We start from the raw sequence: 18493 nt of genomic DNA, 5'->3' as shown, positions 1-18493 counted from the left end.
TCGCGTAAAGCCGGCCCCAGGATTTTCTGCACGGAATCTCGATATTCTCGCGGCTGGCCCCCCGGGGGCAAAGTGCCTATATGGCCCGCATGTCCGTACGTCCCTGGCGCGATATCGTTCGGCGGCCCAGCCGCCAGATCATGGTGGGTAATGTCCCGGTTGGCGGCGATGCGCCGGTGACGGTGCAGACCATGACCAACACTTCCACCTCCGACGCGCGCGCGACGATCGATCAGATTCGCCGCTGCGAGGATGCCGGCGTGGATATCATCCGCGTCTCCTGCCCGGACGTCGAATCGACTGCAGCATTGAAGCAGATCGTCCGCGCCAGCCGCGTGCCGATCGTCGCCGACATCCATTTTCACTACAAACGCGCGCTCGAAGCCGCCGATGCCGGCGCTGCCTGCCTGCGCATCAATCCGGGCAATATCGGCTCGGCCGAGCGCGTCAACGAAGTGGTCAACGCCGCCAAGGCCAATGGCTGCGCGATCCGCATCGGCGTCAATGCCGGCAGCCTCGAAAAGGACCTGCTCGAGAAGTATGGCGAGCCGTGCCCCGAGGCGCTCGTCGAGTCGGCGCTCGATCATATCAAGCTGCTCCAGGACCGCGACTTCCACGAGTTCAAGGTCGCGGTGAAGGCTTCCGACGTGTTCCTCGCCGTCGCCGCCTATCAGCAGCTCGCCGACGCCGTGGATTGCCCGCTCCACCTCGGCATCACCGAGGCGGGCGGCTTTGTCGGCGGCACGGTGAAGAGCGCGATCGGTATCGGCTCGCTGCTCTGGTACGGCATCGGCGACACGATCCGCGTCAGCCTTTCGGCCGAGCCCGAGGAGGAAGTCCGCGTCGGCTTCGAGATCCTCAAGGCATTGGGCATCCGTAACCGCGGCGTCCGCGTCGTGTCCTGCCCCAGCTGCGCGCGCCAGGGCTTTGACGTGATCCGCACCGTCCAGGCACTGGAGGAGCGCCTCCAGCACATCCGCACGCCGCTGTCGCTCTCGGTGCTTGGCTGCGTCGTCAACGGCCCCGGCGAGGCGCGCGAGACCGATATCGGCCTCACCGGCGGCGGCAACGGCAAGCACATGGTCTATCTCTCGGGCGTGACCGACCACACGGTGAACGACGCCGACATGCTCGAGCACATCGTCAAGCTGGTCGAGGCCAAGGCGGCGGAGCTCGAAGCGGCCAGCGGAGCCGCCGCCCAAGCCGCGGAATAAGGCACGCGCCTTAGCCGATTGGTAAGGACGCGCCCGCTATTTTGCTGCGATGCGGTGGGCCCTTCTCCTGATGATCGCGGTGGGCGTCGCCGTCGGCATGCTGATGCCGGTGAAGCACCCGCCCGCGCCGGTGATCGCGGTCGCCGAGGCCGAGCCCGTCGATGCCCCGCGCGAGACGGTGATCACCCCCAACAGCAACGGCCATTTCATCACCTTCGCCAAGGTCGATGGCGAGATGACGCGCTTCGTCGTCGATACCGGTGCCGACATGGTGGCGCTGACCATGGAAGATGCACGCAAGGCGAAGGTCGCCTTCGACGAGAACCGCTTCGAAGTGGTGGCGCGCGGCGCATCGGGCGATGTCTACGGCCAGAATGTGCGGATCGACGCGATCTCGCTCGACGGCAAGACGGTGCGCGACGTCCATGCCGCGGTGATCCGCGATCTCGACATCTCGCTGCTCGGCCAGTCCTTCCTGCGCCACATGAAGACAGTGCAGATGAGCGGCGACGAGATGCGCGTGCGCTGAGGCGTGACGGGGGCGGGTGCCCCCGCTATGCGGCGTGCATGCGTACCGTCACCCTGGCCCTGCTCGCCGCCTGCGCAGGCATTGCGCTCTATTCGGTGATGGACGCGGTGATGAAGCACATCAGCCTCGTCACCGGCGCCTATGTCGCGCTGTTCTGGCGGCTGGCTGCCGGCGCCACGATCATGACGCCGCTCTTCGCCTTCACCGGCCCGCGCCTGCCGGAGCCGCGCGTGCTCAAGATCCACGCCATCCGCAGCGCGGTGATCGCGGTGATGGCGATCGCCTTTTTCTGGGGCATCGTTCGCGTGCCGCTGGCCGAGGCGATCGCGCTCACCTTCATCGCCCCGCTGATCGCGCTCGCGCTCGCCGCACTCTTCCTGAAGGAGAAGATCGGCGCCCGCTCGATCCTCGGCTCGCTGCTCGGCCTTGCCGGTGTCGGCATCATCCTCGCCGGCCAGCTCGGTGCCCCGCACCGCCCCGATTCGGCGCTCGGCATGGCGGCGGTGCTCGTCTCGGCGGTGTTCTACGCAGTCAATCTCGTCATCGCCCGCCACCAGGCGCAGCACGCCAAGCCGATCGAGATCGCCTTTTTCCAGAACTGGATGATCCTCGGCCTGTTCGCCCTGCCCGCACCCTGGCTGCTCCAGGTGCCTGCGCCCGGCCAATGGCCGCTGGTGGTGCTCGCCGCCGCGCTCGCCATCGTCTCGCTCCTCCTGCTCTCCTGGGCCTATGCCCGGGCCGAGGCGCAGATATTGCTCACCGTCGAGTACACCGCGTTCATCTGGGCCGCGATCATGGGCTGGCTGTTCTTCCGCGAGCCGCTGACTGCAGTTACGATCGCCGGCACCTTGCTGATCGTCGCCGGATGCTGGATGGCGGCGCGGGGCCAGCCGGTTCAGGCCGCGCCCGTGGAGCCTGTACTGTCATGATCGCCATCCGCCCCGCCACGCCAGACGATGTCGCGCTGATCCTCAACCTGGTGCGCGAACTCGCCATCTATGAGCGCGAGCCCGATGCCGTGGTCGCGACCGAGGCGATGCTCCACACCGCGCTGTTCGAGCGCTGCGTCGCCGAGAGCCTGATCGCCGAGCTCGACGGCAAGCCCGTCGGCTTCGCGCTGTTCTTCCACAATTTCTCGACCTGGACCGGCAAGCCCGGCATCTATCTCGAAGACCTGTATGTCACGCCCGAAGCGCGCGGGGCAGGCGCGGGCAAGGCGCTGCTCCAGCATCTCGCCGGCATCGCGCTCGACCGCGACTGCACCCGCTTCGAATGGGCGGTGCTCGACTGGAACACCCCGGCGATCGATTTCTACCGGGCGATGGGGGCACAGCCGATGGACGAATGGACGGTGCAGCGCGTCAGCGGCGAGGCGCTTGTCGCATTGGCGGGGCGCAACTGATGGCCTGGGCGATCCTCGTGCTCGGCGGCCTGTTCGAGGTCGGATTCACCACCTGCCTTCGCTATGCCGACGGCTTCCGCAACATTCCCTGGACTTTGGGCTTCCTGGCCTCGGTCACGCTGTCGATGGTGCTGCTCGAGATCGCCTCGCGCAGCATCCCGATGGGCACGGCCTATGCGGTCTGGACCGGCATCGGCGCGCTCGGCACGGTGATCATCGGCATGCTCTGGTTCGGCGAGCCGTTCACACTTGTCCGCTCGCTGTTGATCCTTGGCGTCGTCGCCTGCATCGCCGGGCTCAAGCTGACGGCACATTGATGGCGGTCGACGAAGGCCTGGTCGCCTGGGTCACCGAGGCGATGGAGCCGCTGGGCGGCGTGAGCATGCGCCGGATGATGGGCGGGGCTGTGCTCTACCTGGACGGCAGCGTCTTCGCGCTCGTCCATGACGGCGAGCTGTGGATCAAGGCGGATGCCGAGAGCAATGCGACCTGGGACGAGGCCGGCCATACCGACCGCTTCACCGTCAGCTTCAAGGACGGCACCGTCGACCAGATGAACTATCGCCGCGCGCCCAGCGATACCTATGACGATGCCGATGCGCTGCGCGAATGGGCGGGGCTGGGGGTTGCCGCAGGGCTTAGGGCTCCGAAGAAGAAGCCCAAAGCGAAGGCCTCCTAAATCCTCCCCGAGCAAGCTGGGGGAGGGCTTAAATGGCTAGCCGCCCAGCACGTTGATCGTGAACGCCAGGATGCCCAGGTTGAATATGAACGCCGCCAGGCAATGCCCGGTCACCACGCGCCGCATGCGGCGCTCGTTGATCGTCACGTCGCTGGTCTGGAAGGTCATGCCCAGGCACACGGCGAAATAGAGGAAGTCCCAATAATCGGGCTCGCGCGTGTCGGGGAATTGCAGCCCGCCGGTATCGCCGCCGCCGCGCTTCTCGATGTAGAAGAGATGGGCGTAGTGCAGCGCGTAGATGACGTTGCTGAACACCCAGCTCAGCACCAGCGTCCCGACGATCACCGGCGGCGCCCAGGGGTGGTTCTTGGCGTTGCTCATCAGCTCGCTGGCGATCGAGGCGAACACCGCGACGCCCACCATCACCGTGATCAGCAGTAGCATCGCCCGGTTGCCGTCGTTGCGGCAGGCGCTTTCGCGCATGTTGCGGGCGCGGTGGTGGAGCAGCGGGCTCAGCGCGAGCAGGAAGACGATCGCCCCGGCATCGAATGCGGCCATGATTCCGATGCGCAGCCCGAGCACGGGAATCGCGAACCAGGCGGCGAGGGCGGTGACCGTGAGGAACAGCAGGAAGCGCGGCGGCGCGATGACGTTGCCGATGCTGCGGATACGCTGGTGCTTGCTCATGTGCGTTTCACCCACTCTCGCTTGACCGACCCAGTGAACGCGAGCGCGAGCAATGCCATCCAGGCATAGCGATGCCCGAGCATCATCGCCGGATCGTGCGGATCGTTGAAAAGGAACCACAGCGAGACCAGCCCGCCGGCCGCCAGCACCACTGCGCCGACCTTGCCGATCGCGGTTCCGCGCCAGGCAAGGATGGCGAGCAGGATCTCGCCGAGCGCGAGCAACGCGAACTTGCCACGTACCACGAAGATCAGCACCTCGAAGGTGCCGGTGCCGGTGCCGGTGCCGGTGCCTTGCGGAGCGGCCTGGAGAAGCTGGAAGAGCAGCAGGCCCTCGAACTCGTCGAGGATCGCGGCGCCGCCCAGCGCGCCCATCGCGTTCCAGGCTAGCTCGTGTCGGGGCAGCACGTTCAAGCGGAGCTGCCGGGGCTGGGGCCGTAGCGCCGCCGCACCGAGGATCAGGAACAGGGCATAGGCGGGAATGAACGCGATCGCGTCCCACCAGCTGGCCGCGAACTGCGCGGCGCGGAACTGCTCGGAACAGGAAGGCTGGCCGAACAGCTCGGCCAGTTCGGCGGGGCTTCGCACCAGTTCTAGTGCGATGATCGGCCCCGCGCCATGCGTGGGCCCGCAGGCATCGACGGGCGGGAAGCCCATCGACGCCGCAAGCGTCGCCAGCCCGGCCACTGCGCACAGTCGCCAGGCCAGCGCACCGGTCAGGCTGCCTCGGCCTCCTTGGCCTTCTTGGCAGCCTCGATCGCTTCGAGCACGATCCGCTTGGCTTCCTCGGCATCGCCCCACTGGCCGATGCGCACCCACTTCTCGGACTCCAGGTCCTTGTAGTGCTTGAAGAAGTGCTCGATCTGCTGGAGCACGATCGAGGGCAGGTCCTGCCGCTCGCCGATGTCCGAATAATAGGGGAACGTGCTGTCCACCGGCACGCAGATCAGCTTCTCGTCGCCGCCGGCCTCGTCCTCGAGCTTGAGCACGCCGATCGGGCGGGCGCGCACGACGCAGCCCGGCACGAAGGGCGAGCGCGCGATGACGAGTGCGTCGAGCGGATCGCCATCCGGCGAAAGCGTGTGCGGCACGAAGCCGTAATTCGCCGGATAGCGCATCGGCGTGTGCAGAATCCGGTCAACGAACAGCGCGCCGCTCGCCTTGTCGAATTCATACTTCACCGGCTCGCCGCCGACGGGAACCTCGATGATCACATTGAGGCTGTTCGGCGGATCATCACCCACCGGAATCAAATCGATACGCACGCTATGCTTTCCTTAAGCTGGGCGGTTGCGCCCTCCAGGCCTCACTTGGGCTGGAGGAGCTTGTCCAGGCCAGCCTCTCCTTCGGTTGTTTTCTCGAGGTGCGGATAGCGCAGGCCATCGTGATAGTCGATGGCCACGTCACGATAGCGCGTGCCCCGCTTCACGGTGAGCTTGATCGGCTCCTTGGTCCCTTTCGCCGCTTTCACGGCGGCCGTGAGTTTTTCGCCCGTGAAGGTCTGGCCGTTCACCGCGACGATCTCGTCGGCAAGGGTGATACCCGCGTCGAACGCCGGGCTGCCCCACATCACGCCGGATATGCCCTTGGCGCCGATCGCGAGCCCCAGCGAATAGGACAGGTCGGTCGTGGTCTTCGGCGTCGCCTTGTTGGGCACGTCCGAATAGACCAGCTTGTAGCCGTTGCGCTCGAAGCCCTTCAGCGGCGCGTGGTCCGAAACCTGGTTCACCCGCTCGTCGAGGAACGTGCGCCAGTCATAGGGCACCACCTGGTTGAGCGTCGCCACCACGTCGTCGAAAGTGTAGGTCACTTCGCCATAATCGCCGTCGCGCCCGCCGAAGAACAGCGCTGCGAAGTCGTCGATCGACCTGGTCCCGCCGGACTTCTCGCGGATCACCGAATCGGCGTCCATCCAGATCAGTAGGCCTTCGTTGTAATAATCCTCGCTGCGCTGCCAGCTCACCCAGCCCTTGGGCGCGCGCGGACTGATCACCGGATCGTTGGTGGTGTCGCCCATCGGGCGCCAGGTGCGGCCCTGGCGATTGTCGAGGCTCGCGGCGATGCCGGCATATTGGTCGAGCGTGTCGGCCTTGCTCACCAGCCCCGATCGCGCCTGGAGCACATAGCCCCAGAACTGCGTCTGGCCCTCGTACACCCATAGCAGCGAGCCGCGCATCGGCTGGCGGAAATCGGCGGTCCACAGGTCGGCGCCGCGGCGGAACTTGCCGTCCCAGCTATGCGTGTATTCGTGCGGCAGCAGGTTGCGGCTGGTCGCCTTGTCGTCCCACTTGGTGAAGAAGCCCAGGCCCGTGCCGTTCTCCGAGCTGCGGTGATGCTCCACGCCGATCCCGCCCAGCTCGTCGCTGATCGAGAACAGGAAGCGGTAATGATCGTAATGCTCGACGCCGAAGGTCTTCACCGCCTGGTCGACCAGCCGCTTCAGCGCATCGACATGCTCGGGCTTGGCGGCCAGTTCCTCGGGGGCATCGGCATAGGTCTCGACCGAGACGCGCTCGCTGAGCTTGATCTGGCGGTAATAGCGACCGGCGAGCACTGGCGAGTCCATCAGAACGTCGTAGTTCGCCTTGTCGTAGGTGTAGACGTTGCCGTTCGTCTTGGCGTCCACCGCCGAACTGGCGGTCCAGCCGTCCGGATAGGTCACCTTCGCCTGGATCGGGATGCGGCGGGTATAATAGCCGGCCGGATAGAGGCTGAGCGAGAAGAACTGCAGGCTCATCAGGTTCGGCGTCATCACGATGCGCCCCTGGTCCGCCACGGTGGCCGAGACGAAGTTGAAGCTCGCCTCCAGCTTCTTCACGCCCGCCGGCACGTCGAGGTGGAAGGCGAAGACATCGACCGGATCGCGCTTCCACGGGATCACCTTGCCGTTCGCCTTGATCACCAGCCCGCCCAGCTTCTCGATCTCGCCGCGCGGGCCGTGCTTGCCGGGAATCCACTTCGGGTAGAGCAGCACCATGTGCCCGCTCTTCGCGACGGGGATCGTCTCCTTAACGTTGAAGATGCCGCGGGTCGTGTCCGTCGCGTCGATGTCGAGAGTCAGCGTGCCCGGATAGGCGATGTCGCGCGCGTCGGGGATCGTGTTGGAATAGGGCGCGGTCTGCGCCGGCGCGGAATTCTGGGCCAGCGCCGGGGCGGAAACGGAGGCGAGCAGGGCAGCTGCGGCAAGCGCACGGATCATGGCGGGAGGCGACCTCTCTATTCTGAAGCGCGGGGTCATAGGACCCCTTTGACGGGGGCGTAAAGGCCTGCGCGCAAGCGCAATGCTTCACGGGACGCTAACCATTGCGCGCTAGTCGTTTCCGCCATGTATCACGATCCCCAGCTGGCGGCCGAGGCCAAGGCCGATCCGCGTCCCCGCTCGGCGGTGAGCACCGGCGTCGGCATGGTCGGGCTTGCCGGCATGACGGCATGGACGGGCTTCGCTTCGATCTACGGGCTCGACGGCCCCTATTCGGCGATGGTCAACGTCCTCGCCTGCGCCATTCCGATGGTGCTGTGGTCGCTGCTCGTCGACAAGGTGCACCTGAACCCGACGACCGGCATCGACTGGTCCTCGAAGCGCACGCTCAAGGACACGCTCGATATCTCGGTGACCAAGCTCACCGGGCTGTGGCTCACCTGGGGCGGCATCGCCGTGATCTACGCGACCTTCCGCTTCTGGTGGACCGGCCGCTACGCCAATTTCGCCTGGTCGATCTGGTGCATCGAGATGGCGGCACCCGCGCTGTTCCTGCTCTCCATTCCCTATGTCCTCTGGCTCGACCGCAAGCTGGTCCAGCCCAAGGATGGCGCCTGGAACCTTGGCGCCTGGCTGATGGGCATCAAGGAACCGATCGACCACAAGGCGATCCAGAACCATCTGCGCAGCTGGGCGGTGAAGGGCTTCTTCCTCGCCTTCATGCTCTCGATCGTCCCGCCCAATTTCGGCGATTTCGTCGGCTGGAACTTCGCCCGCATGTTCGAGAGCCCGGCGGTGGTCGCCAATTACTGCATCAGCTTCATGTTCGTGATCGACGTGGCCTTCGCCACCGCCGGCTACATCCTGACGATGCGCCCGCTCGATTCGCATATCCGCACCGCCACGCCCTATGCGGCGGGCTGGACCGCGGCGCTGATCTGCTACCCGCCCTTCGTGCTGATGAACGAAGGCGGCGTGCTCGACTATCACCCCGGCAGCGCCGACTGGACCTGGTGGCTCGGCGGCCATCCCTGGCTGCTCGGCGGCCTTGGCGCAGTGCTGGTGGTGCTGACCGGAATCTATGCCTGGGCGACGATCGCCTTCGGCATCCGCTTCTCCAACCTCACCCACCGCGGCATCCTGACCCACGGGCCCTATGCCTGGAGCCGCCACCCGGCCTATCTCGCCAAGAACAGCTTCTGGTGGCTGTCGGGTCTGCCCTTCCTCGCCACCACCACCTGGCTGGAAGGCCTGCGCAACGCCGCGATCATGGGCGTGGTGAGCGGCATCTATTACTGGCGCGCCCGCACCGAGGAGCTGCATCTCGGCTCCGACCCGGCATACCAGGAATACAGCGCCTGGATGGCCCGCAACGCGCCGGTGCCGAGGTTCTTCCGCTGGGTGGGGAAGGCATTGCGGCCCGCATAATCCCTTTCCGTCATCCCCGCGAAGGCGGGGGATGACAATTATTGATCGGCGGAAAGCGCCTCACCAATCCCCCGCAGCCCCCATCCATAGCGCCACGGCCGCAGCAGCCGCCGTATCCGCCCGCAGGATCCGCGGCCCCAGCGCAATCCCGATCGCCTGGGGATGCGCCTTGATCGCCTCGCGCTCGGCATCGTCGAACCCGCCCTCGGGCCCGATCAGGATCGCCGCGGGACCCGGATGCGCGCGCATCGCCTCGATCGCCGGCACGCCGCCGGCTTCATCGGCAAAGAACAAGGTCCGCCCCTCGGGCCAGTCGCGCAGCAAGGCCGGCAGCTTCACCAGTTCGTCCAGCTTCGGCAGCGCCGTGCGCCCGCATTGCTCGGCCGCCTCGACCATGTGCGCGCGCAGCCGCTCGAGGTTGAGCTTGTCGACCACGCTGCGCCTTGTCAGTACCGGCACCAGCCGATCGACTCCCAGCTCGCAGGCCTTCTCGACCAGCCAGTCGATCCGCCCCTTCTTGATCGGCGCGGCGCACAGCCACAGGTCCGGCACCGCCTCGCGCTCGCGCAGCTGATCGGTGATTTCGAGGACCAAGTCACGCTTGCCGATCGCCCGCGCCACGCCGGCCCATTCGCCGGTCCTGTCGTCGAACAGCTTGATCGCCTCGCCCAGCTTTATCCGCATCACCGAGATCAGATAATGCGCCTGCGGCCCGTCGATCCTGATGTCGCCGGGAGACAGTTCGGTCTCGACGAACAGGCGCGGAGCGGATTGGGGCGGCCAGGCGGGGGTAGCGGGCATGCGCTTGCTCTAGCGCCAGCCTTGCCCCCCAGTCACTAGCTCAAGTGCACTAGCTCAGGTGCACCGGCCCAGGATCATTGCCCCGTGCTGCCGCCCGCGCTGCCGGCATAATCGCGCCGGCGGCCGCCGCCGCGGTGGTCCTTCTTGTTCGCCCTGGCGCTCGGCTTGTCCAGCTTGGGCAGCTCGCTCTTCTCGAGCTTGCCGTCGCCATTCTTGTCGAGCAGCGCGAAGCGCTTGTCGGCGGCGAGGCGGAACTCCTTGGCGTCCACCCCGCGGTTGAAGTTGGTATCGGCCACGGCCACCGGCTCGGGATAGTCGAAATAGCCGTAGCGCGCCGCGCCCTGCGCGACATAGGCCATCTTCCTCGGCATGTCCGCGGTGCCCGTGCCGACGGTGTCCATCTCCGGGGCATCGCCCATATAGGTGCCCACCCGGATCATCGGCGCCAGCACCGTCTCGTAATATTCCAGGTCCTCGGGATCGATCTCGCCGTCCTTGCCGCGGTCGAGCACGGCGAACCAGCGTGCGGCATCGGCCTCCATCTCGTCCTGCGTCAGCACGCCGTCATGGTTCGCATCCGCCTTGTCGAACCAGATATTGGGCGCATCCGGCCCGCGCACCGGCTCCCCCATCGGGCTGATGAAGAAACTCGGCGCGTCATCGGCCAAAGCAGGCGTGGCGGCGGCAACGAGCGTCAGGCTGGCGAGGAAAAGGCGCATCGAATGTTTCCGGGATGAAATGGTGCAGCATCTCCCTGTACCCGCATTGTCGCAAAATTATGCCCGATTGTTGCGGGCTTGATCTTTGCGGCCCGCGCGCGGAGACGAAGACGATGGCCAAAGCGCAACAGATCGTTCCCGATACCGAGCATCGCGGGCTGGCAGGCCTGCTCCCCGCCGCCGCACGCCCCTATGCGCTGCTCGCCCGCTTCGACCGGCCGATAGGCTGGTGGCTCCTGTTCTGGCCCTGCGCCTGGGGGCTGGTGCTGTCCGGCATGCCGGGGGCGGATTGGACGATGCTGCTGTGGTTCCTGCTCGGCGCGGTCGCGATGCGTGGCGCCGGCTGCGTCTATAACGACATCGTCGACCGCGACCTCGATGCCAAGGTCGAGCGTACGCGCAACCGACCGCTGGCAAGCGGGCAGGTATCGGTGCGCGCGGCCTGGATCTGGCTGTTCGCCTTGGTCGCGATTGGCTTCGTCGTGTGGCTGATCCTGCCGATTCCGGCGAAGATCTGGTCGCTCCTCACGCTGCCGGTAATTGCGCTTTATCCCTTTATGAAGCGCATCACCTGGTGGCCTCAGGCGTTCCTCGGCATCGTCTTCGGCTCCGGCGCGCTGATCGGCTTCATCGCCGGCGACTGGAAGGGGGCGCTGTTCGAGCGGCGCGATGCCGGCTGGCCGCTCTATCTCGGCGCGATCCTGTGGGTGGTTGGCTATGATACGATCTATGCGCTGCAGGATATCGAGGACGATACGATGGTCGGGGTTCGCTCCTCGGCGCGCGCGATGGGCCGGCATGTCCGCGCCGGCGTAGGGCTCTGCTATCTCGGCGCGCTGCTCCTGTGGAGCTGGGCCTTCTGGATCGTCCGGCCCGATCCGCTCGCGCTTGCCGCTCTGCTGCCGATGGTGGTGCATCTCCTCTGGCAGGTCGTCACGCTCAAGCCGGCCGACGGTACCAATGCGCTCCACCGTTTCCGCGCCAATCGCAACGCCGGCTTCCTGATGTTCCTCGCCTGCGCCGTTGTCGGACTCAGCGGGCTTTGACCTTCTGTGTCCGGCTCCCTAAGTCCCACCGATGCTGACCATCACCGAAGCCTGTGAACGCGCCGCCGATGTCGTCGCGCGGGCGCGCGCCGCGGGCGCCGACGCCGCCGATGCCGTGTTCGCCGCCGACAGTTCGCAATCGGTCTCGGTCCGCATGGGCGAGCTCGAGGATGTCGAGCGCTCCGAGAGCGAGGAACTGGGCCTGCGCGTCTTCGTCGGCACCCGCTCGGCCAGCGTCTCCACATCTGATCTGAGCGGCGATGCGCTGGCGATGCTCGTCGAGCGCGCCGTCGCCATGGCGCGCGAGGCGCCCGAGGACAAATGGGCCGGCCTCGCCCCCGAGCAGCGCCTGCTCCATGGCAGCCCGCCGATGCTCGATCTCGATGACGGCGCCCAGGTCGATCCACCCTCGCTAAAGGCCCGCGCCAAGCTCGCGGAAGAGGCTGCACGCTCGGTCGAAGGCGTCACCAATAGCGAAGGTGCCAGCGCCGGCGCGTCGCGCTCGGTGATGACGCTCGCCACCAGCCACGGCTTCACCGGCGGCTATGCCCAGACCAGCCACGGCATCTCGGCCAGCGTGCTCGCCGGTTCGGGTGGCAATATGGAGCGCGACTATGCGCACCATTCCGCCCGCCATGCCGCATCGCTCGAAGCGCCCGAATCGATCGGGCGCCTGGCGGGCGAGCGCGCCGTTGCCCGGCTCGATCCCGCCAGGATCCCCAGCGGCGCGATGCCGGTGGTGTTCGATCGCCGGGTCTCTGCTGGGCTGATCGGCCATTTCCTCGGCGCCATCTCCGGCGCAGCGATTACCCGCAAGACCAGCTTCCTGCTCGACAGGCTCGGCGAGCAGGTCTTCGCCCGGGGCGTGAACATCTGCGACGATCCGCACCGCCCGCGCGGCCTGCGCTCGCGTCCCTTCGATGGCGAGGGGCTGCCCGTCCAGCCGGTGCGGCTGGTCGATGCTGGCATGCTCGAGACCTGGCTGCTCGACAGCGCCTCGGCCCGCCAGCTTGGTCTGGAACCCACCGGCCACGCCTCGCGCGGCATCGGCGGCGCACCCGGCGTGGCGCCGTCCAACCTCTATATGGAGGCCGGCCATATTCCGGCCGAGACGCTGGTCGGCGAGATCGAATATGGCCTGCTCGTCACCGAGCTGATCGGCCAGGGCGTCAACGGCGTCACCGGCGATTACAGCCGCGGCGCCGCCGGCTTCCTGATCGAGAAGGGCGAGATCACCCGGCCCGTCTCCGAGATCACCATCGCGAGCAATCTGAAGGACATGTTCCTGGCGATGACCCCAGCCAGCGACCTCGAGTTCCGCTATGGGATCAACGCACCCACGATCCGCATCGACGGGATGACCGTCGCCGGTGCCTGAGGCCGGCCTCGCCTCCCAGGTCGCGGCGATCGCCGCCGAGGCCGGACGGCTGGCGATGGCGCGCTGGGATACCGACTTCAAGCGCTGGGAAAAGGTGCCGGGCAGCCCGGTCTGCGACGTCGATCTCGAAGTCGATTCGCTGCTCCGCGTGCGGCTGGCGGCCCTGCTTCCCGACGCGGGCTGGCTCTCCGAAGAGACCGCCGACAATAGCGACCGGCTTTCCCGCCGCCGGCTATGGGTGGTCGATCCGATCGACGGCACCCGCGACTACCTCCGTGGCCGCCCCGGCTGGGCGGTATCGATCGCGTTGGTCGAGGATGGTGCGCCGGTGATCGGCGTGCTCGATGCGCCCGCGCGCGGCGAGGTCTGGACCGCCGAGGCAGGGAAGGGCGCCTTCCGCAACGGCGAGCCACTCCACGTCACTCCTCGCGAAACGCTGGCCGGCGCCCGCGTCCCCGCCGACCAGCTCCCCAAGGTCGACAATGACCTGGTCATGGTCGCCAAGCCCAATTCGATCGCGCTGCGCATCGCGATGGTCGCGGCGGGCGAGGCGGACCTGCTCGCCACGATCCGCTGGGGCAATGAATGGGATGTCGCCGCCGCCGTGCTGATCGCGGGCGAGGCCGGCGCTGCGATCAGCGACGCGGTCGGCCGCCCGCTCGCCTTCAACACACCCAGTGCCCAGGCCTTTGGCGTGCTCGCCACCGCGCCGGGCATCCATGACGCCGCCGTCGCGCGCCTCGCCGATCGCGCGCGCGAAGTATTGGCGCGCTAGCACGGCTAACGGCTCTGATTAGCGTAGGTCACGCGATCACCTCATACAGCGATGGTTGGCAAACCCAATCTATATTACTAACATATATCAGTTGATATATACTCTAATAAAAGCAAGTCTACTGTTGAAGAGATGTTGGCCATGCACAGGTCGTATTGATGACGTAGCAATGAGGGGGCGGACCGGTGAGTCGCAACATCACCTTGGCCATTGCTCAATGCTTCACAGATATGAATATGAAAATACTGGTTGCCGATGGCCGCTTCGGGAAACTGGTAAAACGCAATATGCCAAATCTTCTGGGATCAAGTATCCTGGATCTTATTCACGAAGACGATCATGCTGCCTATAGCCGGCTTGTTGCCAATCTGCGCGAGAGCGGTGAGCCCTTCGTAATCGTCAATCGTTATATCTGCGCGGACGCATCGATCCGCTGGGTGCGCAATCACATGTCGCGCACGCATGACGGACTTGGCGATACGGTGTTGCTCGCCACGCTGGAGGCATTGGAGCCGCCGCTTGAAGGCTCGCACCTGCTCCTCGACGTCGCACGGCGGATGCTCAAGCGGCGCGAGGTGCGGTGCGACCGGTTCGGCGAGGACATCTTCAGCGAGGCCGCTTCCGACATCTTGGTCGATCTATTCGTCAACGAGCAGCTGAATCGCGAAGTCTCCGTGTCCAGTGCGTGCCTGGCCAGCCATGCACCCTCCACCACGGCGCTTCGCCATATCGCGCAGCTGGAGAGCAAGGGGCTGATCATGCGCGTCGCCCATCCACTCGACAGGCGGCGCTTCCTGGTCGAGCTTACCGAGCGCGGCCGAACCAAGGTGACCGCGATGCTGGAAGAGATCGCACGCGCGGAAGCGCGTTAACGCTGCGCCACCGCGATCAGCGCCGTCGACGGGATCGGCAGGATCGGCCGATCGCCGGCCATCCTCCGCACTTCGACGACCACCTCGGCCTGCTGCGCCGTGTCCAGGGCCAGCCAATCCGGGCTCATCCCGAACAGAGTCTCGGGCTTGTCGAGCTGGCGCACGTCCAGTTCGAAATCATGCACCACCATATCGATCCGCGGTGCCTGGAATCCGGCATCGACCATCGCCGCCGCCAGCCAGTCCGGCTCGCCGAGCGCGACCGCGCCTTCGGGCAGCCTGGTCTTGCCGTCGCGCTTCGGGAACAGCCGCCGCCGGATCTGCGACAGCAGCAGGAAGGTCGCCGCGCCTTCGCTGTGCCAGGTAGCGAGCACGCCCAGTCCACCGGGCCGGGTCACCCTCGCCATCTCGGCCAGCCCCTTGCGCCAGTCGGGGAACATTATCACGCCGAACACCGAGAAGACGGCATCGAAGCGCGCGTCCGGCAGGTCGAGCGCCTGCCCGTCCATCACCTTCGCCTCGACATTGGGAAGCCCCGCCGCCGCGATCCGCGCGACCATGCCGGGCGAGAAGTCGGTCGCCAATATCTGCGCCCCACTCCGCGCCGCCGCCAGCGCCAGCGCGCCGGTCCCCGCCGCTACGTCGAGCACGCGCATCGCCGGCGTCAGCGTCACGCGCGCCAGCGCTTCCTCGGCGAACTGCGCGGTGAAGGGATGGGCGGTCGCCTCATAATTGGCGGCGGCGTCGTCCCAATGCGCGGCGTTCTCGTGCTTCTTCTCGGTCCTGGGGGTTTCTGGCATTGGCTCGGCTCCACGAATCATGTAACATCATAAGTGCCATGAAATCGCGTGCTTGCCAATCACCGTCCCGCGCCTGAGGAGAGGCGGATGCGAAAGGACAGCCGTCTCTCCCGGATGCTCCACGTGCTGCTCCACATGGCGCGGCACGACGGGCCGATGACGTCGGAGCATATCGCGCAGATGCTCCAGACCAACCCGGTGGTGGTCCGCCGGACGATGGCCGGGCTGCGCGACGCTGGTTACGTTCGCTCGGAAAAGGGACATGGCGGCGGTTGGGCGATCGCTGCCGATCTGGAGAAGGTGACGCTGCTCGACATCCACCGTGCCGTCGGCGGCCCGGCCATCTTCGCGATCGGCAGCGAGCATGCCGATCCGAACTGCGCGGTCGAGCAGGCGGTCAACGCAGCGCTGGAGCACGCCCTGCGTGAAGCGGAAGCCCTGCTGATCGCCCGGCTCGGCGCAGTGAGTCTGGCTGAGCTCGCCCGCGGGTTCGACGCGCGCTGCTCGGCGTCTTAGCCCTCGTCGCCCTGGTATTTGATCTGCAGATAGCGCCCGCGCGTCGCGAGATTGTCGAGGTCGCCCTGCGCCAGCTGCGCGGTCATCTCGGCGATCTCGTCATCAATCAGCTGCAGTCCCTGGGCCAGCTGCTGGTCCGGGGTCAGGCCGTTGCGCTCCACCCGGCGCAGCGGCTCCGGGACGCGCTGATAGCCTTTGACCAGCTCGGGCAATTGCTCGCCGACCAGCTTGCGCACTTCCACCGCCGCCGGGCTGTTCTCGTCGAGCGCCGCCAGCTGCGGCGTCATCGTCTCCAGCTTCACCCCGATCGAATCGACCAGCCCGCGCACCGGTGCAGGTAGCGCCGGGCGCTGCGTGTCGAGCCAGCGCTCGGTGCTGCGCGGCAATGCCTTGAGCGGGATCTCGGCCAACTTCTCGACATTCACCGGCGCGCTCGCCGGCAGCATCGCGAAGAACAGGGTGGCAGCCACCAGCAGCGCCGCGACCAGCATCGCGCCCATCATCCCGAGTGGCGCGACCGCCAGCCCGAAGACGATCGCGCCGAGCAGGATCACCCCGTCCGCCGCCGCGATCCGCCCGATCCGGCGGACCACTTCGGCTTCCTTGTGCTGGCGGTTGCGCCCCGCCACGGTCACGTCGGTGCGGGCGCGTACCCGCTCCAGCGTGCTTCCGATCCGGTTCAGTTCACGATCGACATCGGTGGGCACGGCCTACATCGCCTCCAGCTTGAACGTCTCCGCCCCGCCCGAGACCTGGTTCTGCGCAGCACCCTCGGCCCGCGCGATATAGCCCTTCGACTTCTCGACTTCGTTCGAGAGCGTGTTGACCGTGGTCTTCATGCTGTCGAGCGCCTTGATCTTGAAGGTGTCGATCGCATCCATCGTGTCGTAGATGTTCTGGAAGGCGCGCTGCAGCGTCTCGACCGGGATCGTCGAGTTGGCCGCCTGCTCGTGGATCGCCGCCGACTGGCTCTTGAGCAGCGCGCCGGTCGAATCGATCAGCCCCGCCGTCGTCGAGTTCAGCGCGGTGATCTGGTCGAGCACCAGCTTCTGGTTGGTCAGCGCCTGCGCCACCGTCACCGCGGTACGCAGTGCCGAGACCGTCGTGGTCGAAGCGCGGTCGACGCCCTTCACCAGCTCGACATTGTTCTTCTTGACCAGGTCTAGCGCCAGATAGCCCTGCACCGTCACCGCCATCTGGGTGAGCAGGTCCTGGGTGCGCTGGCGGACATAGAAGAGCGCGGTCTCGCGCAACGCCTTGGCCTTGGCGGGATCGGTGTGATCCAGCTCGTTGGCTTTGTCTTCGATCTTCGCGTCCATCGCCTTGGACAGGTAGATCATCTGCTCCAGCCGCCCCATCGCGGCCCACAGGTTGGTCCGCTCGGTATCGATCGCGGCATTGTCCATCAGCAGCTCGTCCTTGCCGTTGCTCAAGGATTTGAGGATGCCGTTGATGTGCGTCTGCGAGCTTTGATACTTGCGGAAGTACTGCTGCATCCCGCCGCCGAAGATCTTGGACAAGAAGCCGCCGCCTCCGCCGATCAACTTGCCGTTCTGGCTGGGATCGAGCTCTTCCACCTTCTTGCGCAGCGCAAGCAAATCGGCGCCGACGCCGTCATTGCCCATCGCCTTGACCGGCCGGTCGAGGAAGCGGTTGGACTGGCCCGAGGCGTCACGGATCTCCTTCTGCCCCATCGCCGCGATCGCATCGACGCGCTTGCCGAACTCAGGTGAGTTGACGTCCTGCGCGACGAGATCGTCGATGAAACTGTCGACCCGCGCCTCCAGCTCGGTCTTCTTGATATCCTCCACGGGCACCAGGCCCGCCGCCTTTTCGGGCGCGACGACCTTCACCGGCTCGGGCGGGGTCAGCACCAGATCCTGCTCGGCAACCAGAGTCTCGCTCGCCATTCTCACGTCTCCAAAACCGTTCGGCCCCAGCATAGGGGTATCCGCACGGCAGTCCAACTGTGTCGTTTATGTAATACACCAAGGCGTGTCCGCCAAGGTCTAGTGGCTCTCGGTCTTCACTTCGCTTGCGCGGAAGATCTGCTCGCCGTCGCGCAGCACCGTAAGCCGGCAGCCATTTTGCGGCTCGCTCGCGCCCGCGCAGAAGCGCGCGCTTTCGCTTGCGCCGCTTTCGGACTGGGCAGTGGCACCCTTGGCCGCCGTCAGCCGCACCGGTTCGCCCGATCCCGCCACCAGCACATGGCAATTGCCGCTGCTCGACTCGCGGCAGGTGAGCAGCAGCTTGCCGCTGGCGAAATCTGCGTTGAGCACCAGGCTCACTTCGCGCTTTTCGGTCTTGCCCGAACAGCCCGCGAGCAGCACCAGCGCTATCAACCAACTCTTGTTCATGCGCATACTCCTTTGCGCCCAGCATAGCGCGGTTTCGTGTCCAAAATAGCCGGTGTGAACGGGTGTTCCGTTCATCTGCCGGTCAGACGCCA

General features: G+C 66.3%; 22 protein-coding genes. 12 read left to right on the top strand and 10 right to left on the bottom strand.

The genetic code is table 11. The annotated features are described in order from the left end of the window. The first annotated feature begins 89 nt into the window (after positions 1-89). The 6 genes from ispG to AC1RPL_RS18090 are packed head-to-tail and all read left to right on the top strand — an operon-like array spanning position 90 to position 3824. A complete protein-coding gene (gene ispG, locus AC1RPL_RS18115; protein ID WP_493071302.1) occupies positions 90-1214 on the top strand; it encodes a flavodoxin-dependent (E)-4-hydroxy-3-methylbut-2-enyl-diphosphate synthase in 1125 nt (374 codons plus the stop codon). 49 nt (positions 1215-1263) lie between these two features. Then, entirely contained in the window at positions 1264-1743 is a 480-nt protein-coding gene (locus AC1RPL_RS18110) for a retropepsin-like aspartic protease family protein (RefSeq protein ID WP_493071301.1), read from the top strand. Between the two features lie 38 nt (positions 1744-1781). Beyond that, positions 1782-2672 carry a DMT family transporter gene (locus AC1RPL_RS18105; protein WP_493071299.1) on the top strand — a complete coding sequence of 297 codons (891 nt, stop codon included), beginning with the start codon at positions 1782-1784 and terminating at the stop codon, positions 2670-2672. Next, complete coding sequence (locus tag AC1RPL_RS18100) at positions 2669-3145, top strand: GNAT family N-acetyltransferase (RefSeq protein WP_493071297.1); 477 nt, start codon at positions 2669-2671, stop codon at positions 3143-3145. The genes AC1RPL_RS18105 and AC1RPL_RS18100 overlap by 4 nt, the downstream gene beginning before the upstream one ends. Next, positions 3145-3462 (top strand): DMT family transporter, encoded by a 318-nt coding sequence (locus tag AC1RPL_RS18095; RefSeq protein WP_493071296.1) that lies wholly within the window; start codon positions 3145-3147, stop codon positions 3460-3462. The genes AC1RPL_RS18100 and AC1RPL_RS18095 overlap by 1 nt, the downstream gene beginning before the upstream one ends. Beyond that, positions 3462-3824 (top strand): TfoX/Sxy family protein, encoded by a 363-nt coding sequence (locus tag AC1RPL_RS18090; RefSeq protein ID WP_493071294.1) that lies wholly within the window; start codon positions 3462-3464, stop codon positions 3822-3824. Before AC1RPL_RS18095 ends, AC1RPL_RS18090 begins: the two co-directional genes overlap by 1 nt. Before the next feature lie 36 nt (positions 3825-3860). Here AC1RPL_RS18090 and AC1RPL_RS18085 read toward each other — a convergent pair whose 3' ends face one another. Genes AC1RPL_RS18085 through AC1RPL_RS18070 form a run of 4 tightly spaced genes read right to left on the bottom strand, consistent with a single transcriptional unit; the run spans position 3861 to position 7709 of the window. Then, positions 3861-4511 (bottom strand): DUF1345 domain-containing protein, encoded by a 651-nt coding sequence (locus tag AC1RPL_RS18085; RefSeq protein ID WP_493071292.1) that lies wholly within the window; start codon positions 4509-4511, stop codon positions 3861-3863. Continuing rightward, positions 4508-5197 carry a hypothetical protein gene (locus tag AC1RPL_RS18080; RefSeq protein WP_493071290.1) on the bottom strand — a complete coding sequence of 230 codons (690 nt, stop codon included), beginning with the start codon at positions 5195-5197 and terminating at the stop codon, positions 4508-4510. The genes AC1RPL_RS18085 and AC1RPL_RS18080 overlap by 4 nt, the downstream gene beginning before the upstream one ends. Positions 5198-5226: 29 nt before the next feature. Beyond that, entirely contained in the window at positions 5227-5775 is a 549-nt protein-coding gene (gene ppa, locus AC1RPL_RS18075) for an inorganic diphosphatase (protein ID WP_493071288.1), read from the bottom strand. A 41-nt stretch (positions 5776-5816) separates the two neighbouring features. Further along, complete coding sequence (locus AC1RPL_RS18070; protein WP_493071286.1) at positions 5817-7709, bottom strand: M61 family metallopeptidase; 1893 nt, start codon at positions 7707-7709, stop codon at positions 5817-5819. A gap of 126 nt (positions 7710-7835) precedes the next feature. Between AC1RPL_RS18070 and AC1RPL_RS18065 the strand changes: the two genes are divergently transcribed. Continuing rightward, on the top strand, positions 7836-9137 hold the full coding sequence (locus tag AC1RPL_RS18065; protein ID WP_493071285.1) for a methyltransferase family protein: 1302 nt from the start codon (positions 7836-7838) through the stop codon (positions 9135-9137). A gap of 60 nt (positions 9138-9197) precedes the next feature. Here the strand turns inward: AC1RPL_RS18065 and AC1RPL_RS18060 are convergent, their stop codons facing one another. Continuing rightward, positions 9198-9938 (bottom strand): 16S rRNA (uracil(1498)-N(3))-methyltransferase, encoded by a 741-nt coding sequence (locus AC1RPL_RS18060; RefSeq protein WP_493071283.1) that lies wholly within the window; start codon positions 9936-9938, stop codon positions 9198-9200. Positions 9939-10012: 74 nt separating this feature from the next. Further along, positions 10013-10657, bottom strand: a complete 645-nt coding sequence (locus tag AC1RPL_RS18055; RefSeq protein WP_493071281.1) for an EF-hand domain-containing protein — start codon at positions 10655-10657, stop codon at positions 10013-10015. Positions 10658-10770: 113 nt separating this feature from the next. Between AC1RPL_RS18055 and ubiA the strand changes: the two genes are divergently transcribed. From ubiA to AC1RPL_RS18035, 4 genes are all read left to right on the top strand, one after another. After that, positions 10771-11703 (top strand): 4-hydroxybenzoate octaprenyltransferase, encoded by a 933-nt coding sequence (gene ubiA, locus AC1RPL_RS18050; protein WP_493071280.1) that lies wholly within the window; start codon positions 10771-10773, stop codon positions 11701-11703. 31 nt (positions 11704-11734) lie between these two features. After that, a complete protein-coding gene (locus tag AC1RPL_RS18045; protein WP_493071279.1) occupies positions 11735-13081 on the top strand; it encodes a TldD/PmbA family protein in 1347 nt (448 codons plus the stop codon). Beyond that, a complete protein-coding gene (locus tag AC1RPL_RS18040; RefSeq protein ID WP_493071277.1) occupies positions 13074-13856 on the top strand; it encodes a 3'(2'),5'-bisphosphate nucleotidase CysQ in 783 nt (260 codons plus the stop codon). The genes AC1RPL_RS18045 and AC1RPL_RS18040 overlap by 8 nt, the downstream gene beginning before the upstream one ends. Positions 13857-14041: 185 nt before the next feature. After that, positions 14042-14728 carry a PAS domain-containing protein gene (locus AC1RPL_RS18035; protein WP_493071275.1) on the top strand — a complete coding sequence of 229 codons (687 nt, stop codon included), beginning with the start codon at positions 14042-14044 and terminating at the stop codon, positions 14726-14728. Here the strand turns inward: AC1RPL_RS18035 and AC1RPL_RS18030 are convergent. Then, positions 14725-15528 (bottom strand): class I SAM-dependent methyltransferase, encoded by an 804-nt coding sequence (locus AC1RPL_RS18030; RefSeq protein WP_493071274.1) that lies wholly within the window; start codon positions 15526-15528, stop codon positions 14725-14727. The genes AC1RPL_RS18035 and AC1RPL_RS18030 overlap by 4 nt on opposite strands. Positions 15529-15615: 87 nt before the next feature. Between AC1RPL_RS18030 and AC1RPL_RS18025 the strand changes: the two genes are divergently transcribed. Beyond that, positions 15616-16044 (top strand): Rrf2 family transcriptional regulator, encoded by a 429-nt coding sequence (locus AC1RPL_RS18025; RefSeq protein WP_493071273.1) that lies wholly within the window; start codon positions 15616-15618, stop codon positions 16042-16044. On the opposite strand, the gene AC1RPL_RS18020 is transcribed toward AC1RPL_RS18025, so the two are convergent. From AC1RPL_RS18020 to AC1RPL_RS18010, 3 genes are all read right to left on the bottom strand, one after another. Further along, complete coding sequence (locus tag AC1RPL_RS18020) at positions 16041-16751, bottom strand: hypothetical protein (protein ID WP_493071271.1); 711 nt, start codon at positions 16749-16751, stop codon at positions 16041-16043. The two genes, AC1RPL_RS18025 and AC1RPL_RS18020, sit on opposite strands and share 4 nt — an antisense overlap. A gap of 3 nt (positions 16752-16754) precedes the next feature. Continuing rightward, positions 16755-17954 (bottom strand): toxic anion resistance protein, encoded by a 1200-nt coding sequence (locus AC1RPL_RS18015; protein ID WP_493071269.1) that lies wholly within the window; start codon positions 17952-17954, stop codon positions 16755-16757. Between the two features lie 99 nt (positions 17955-18053). Further along, positions 18054-18401, bottom strand: coding sequence for a hypothetical protein (locus tag AC1RPL_RS18010; protein ID WP_493071268.1), 348 nt, complete (start codon positions 18399-18401; stop codon positions 18054-18056). Positions 18402-18493: the final 92 nt, after the last annotated feature.

Source organism: Sphingomonas sp. GW821-FHT12D09 (genome assembly GCF_058807215.1).
Note: the sequence above shows the minus strand (reverse complement) of the source record. Positions and strands in the feature narration are given on the sequence as shown.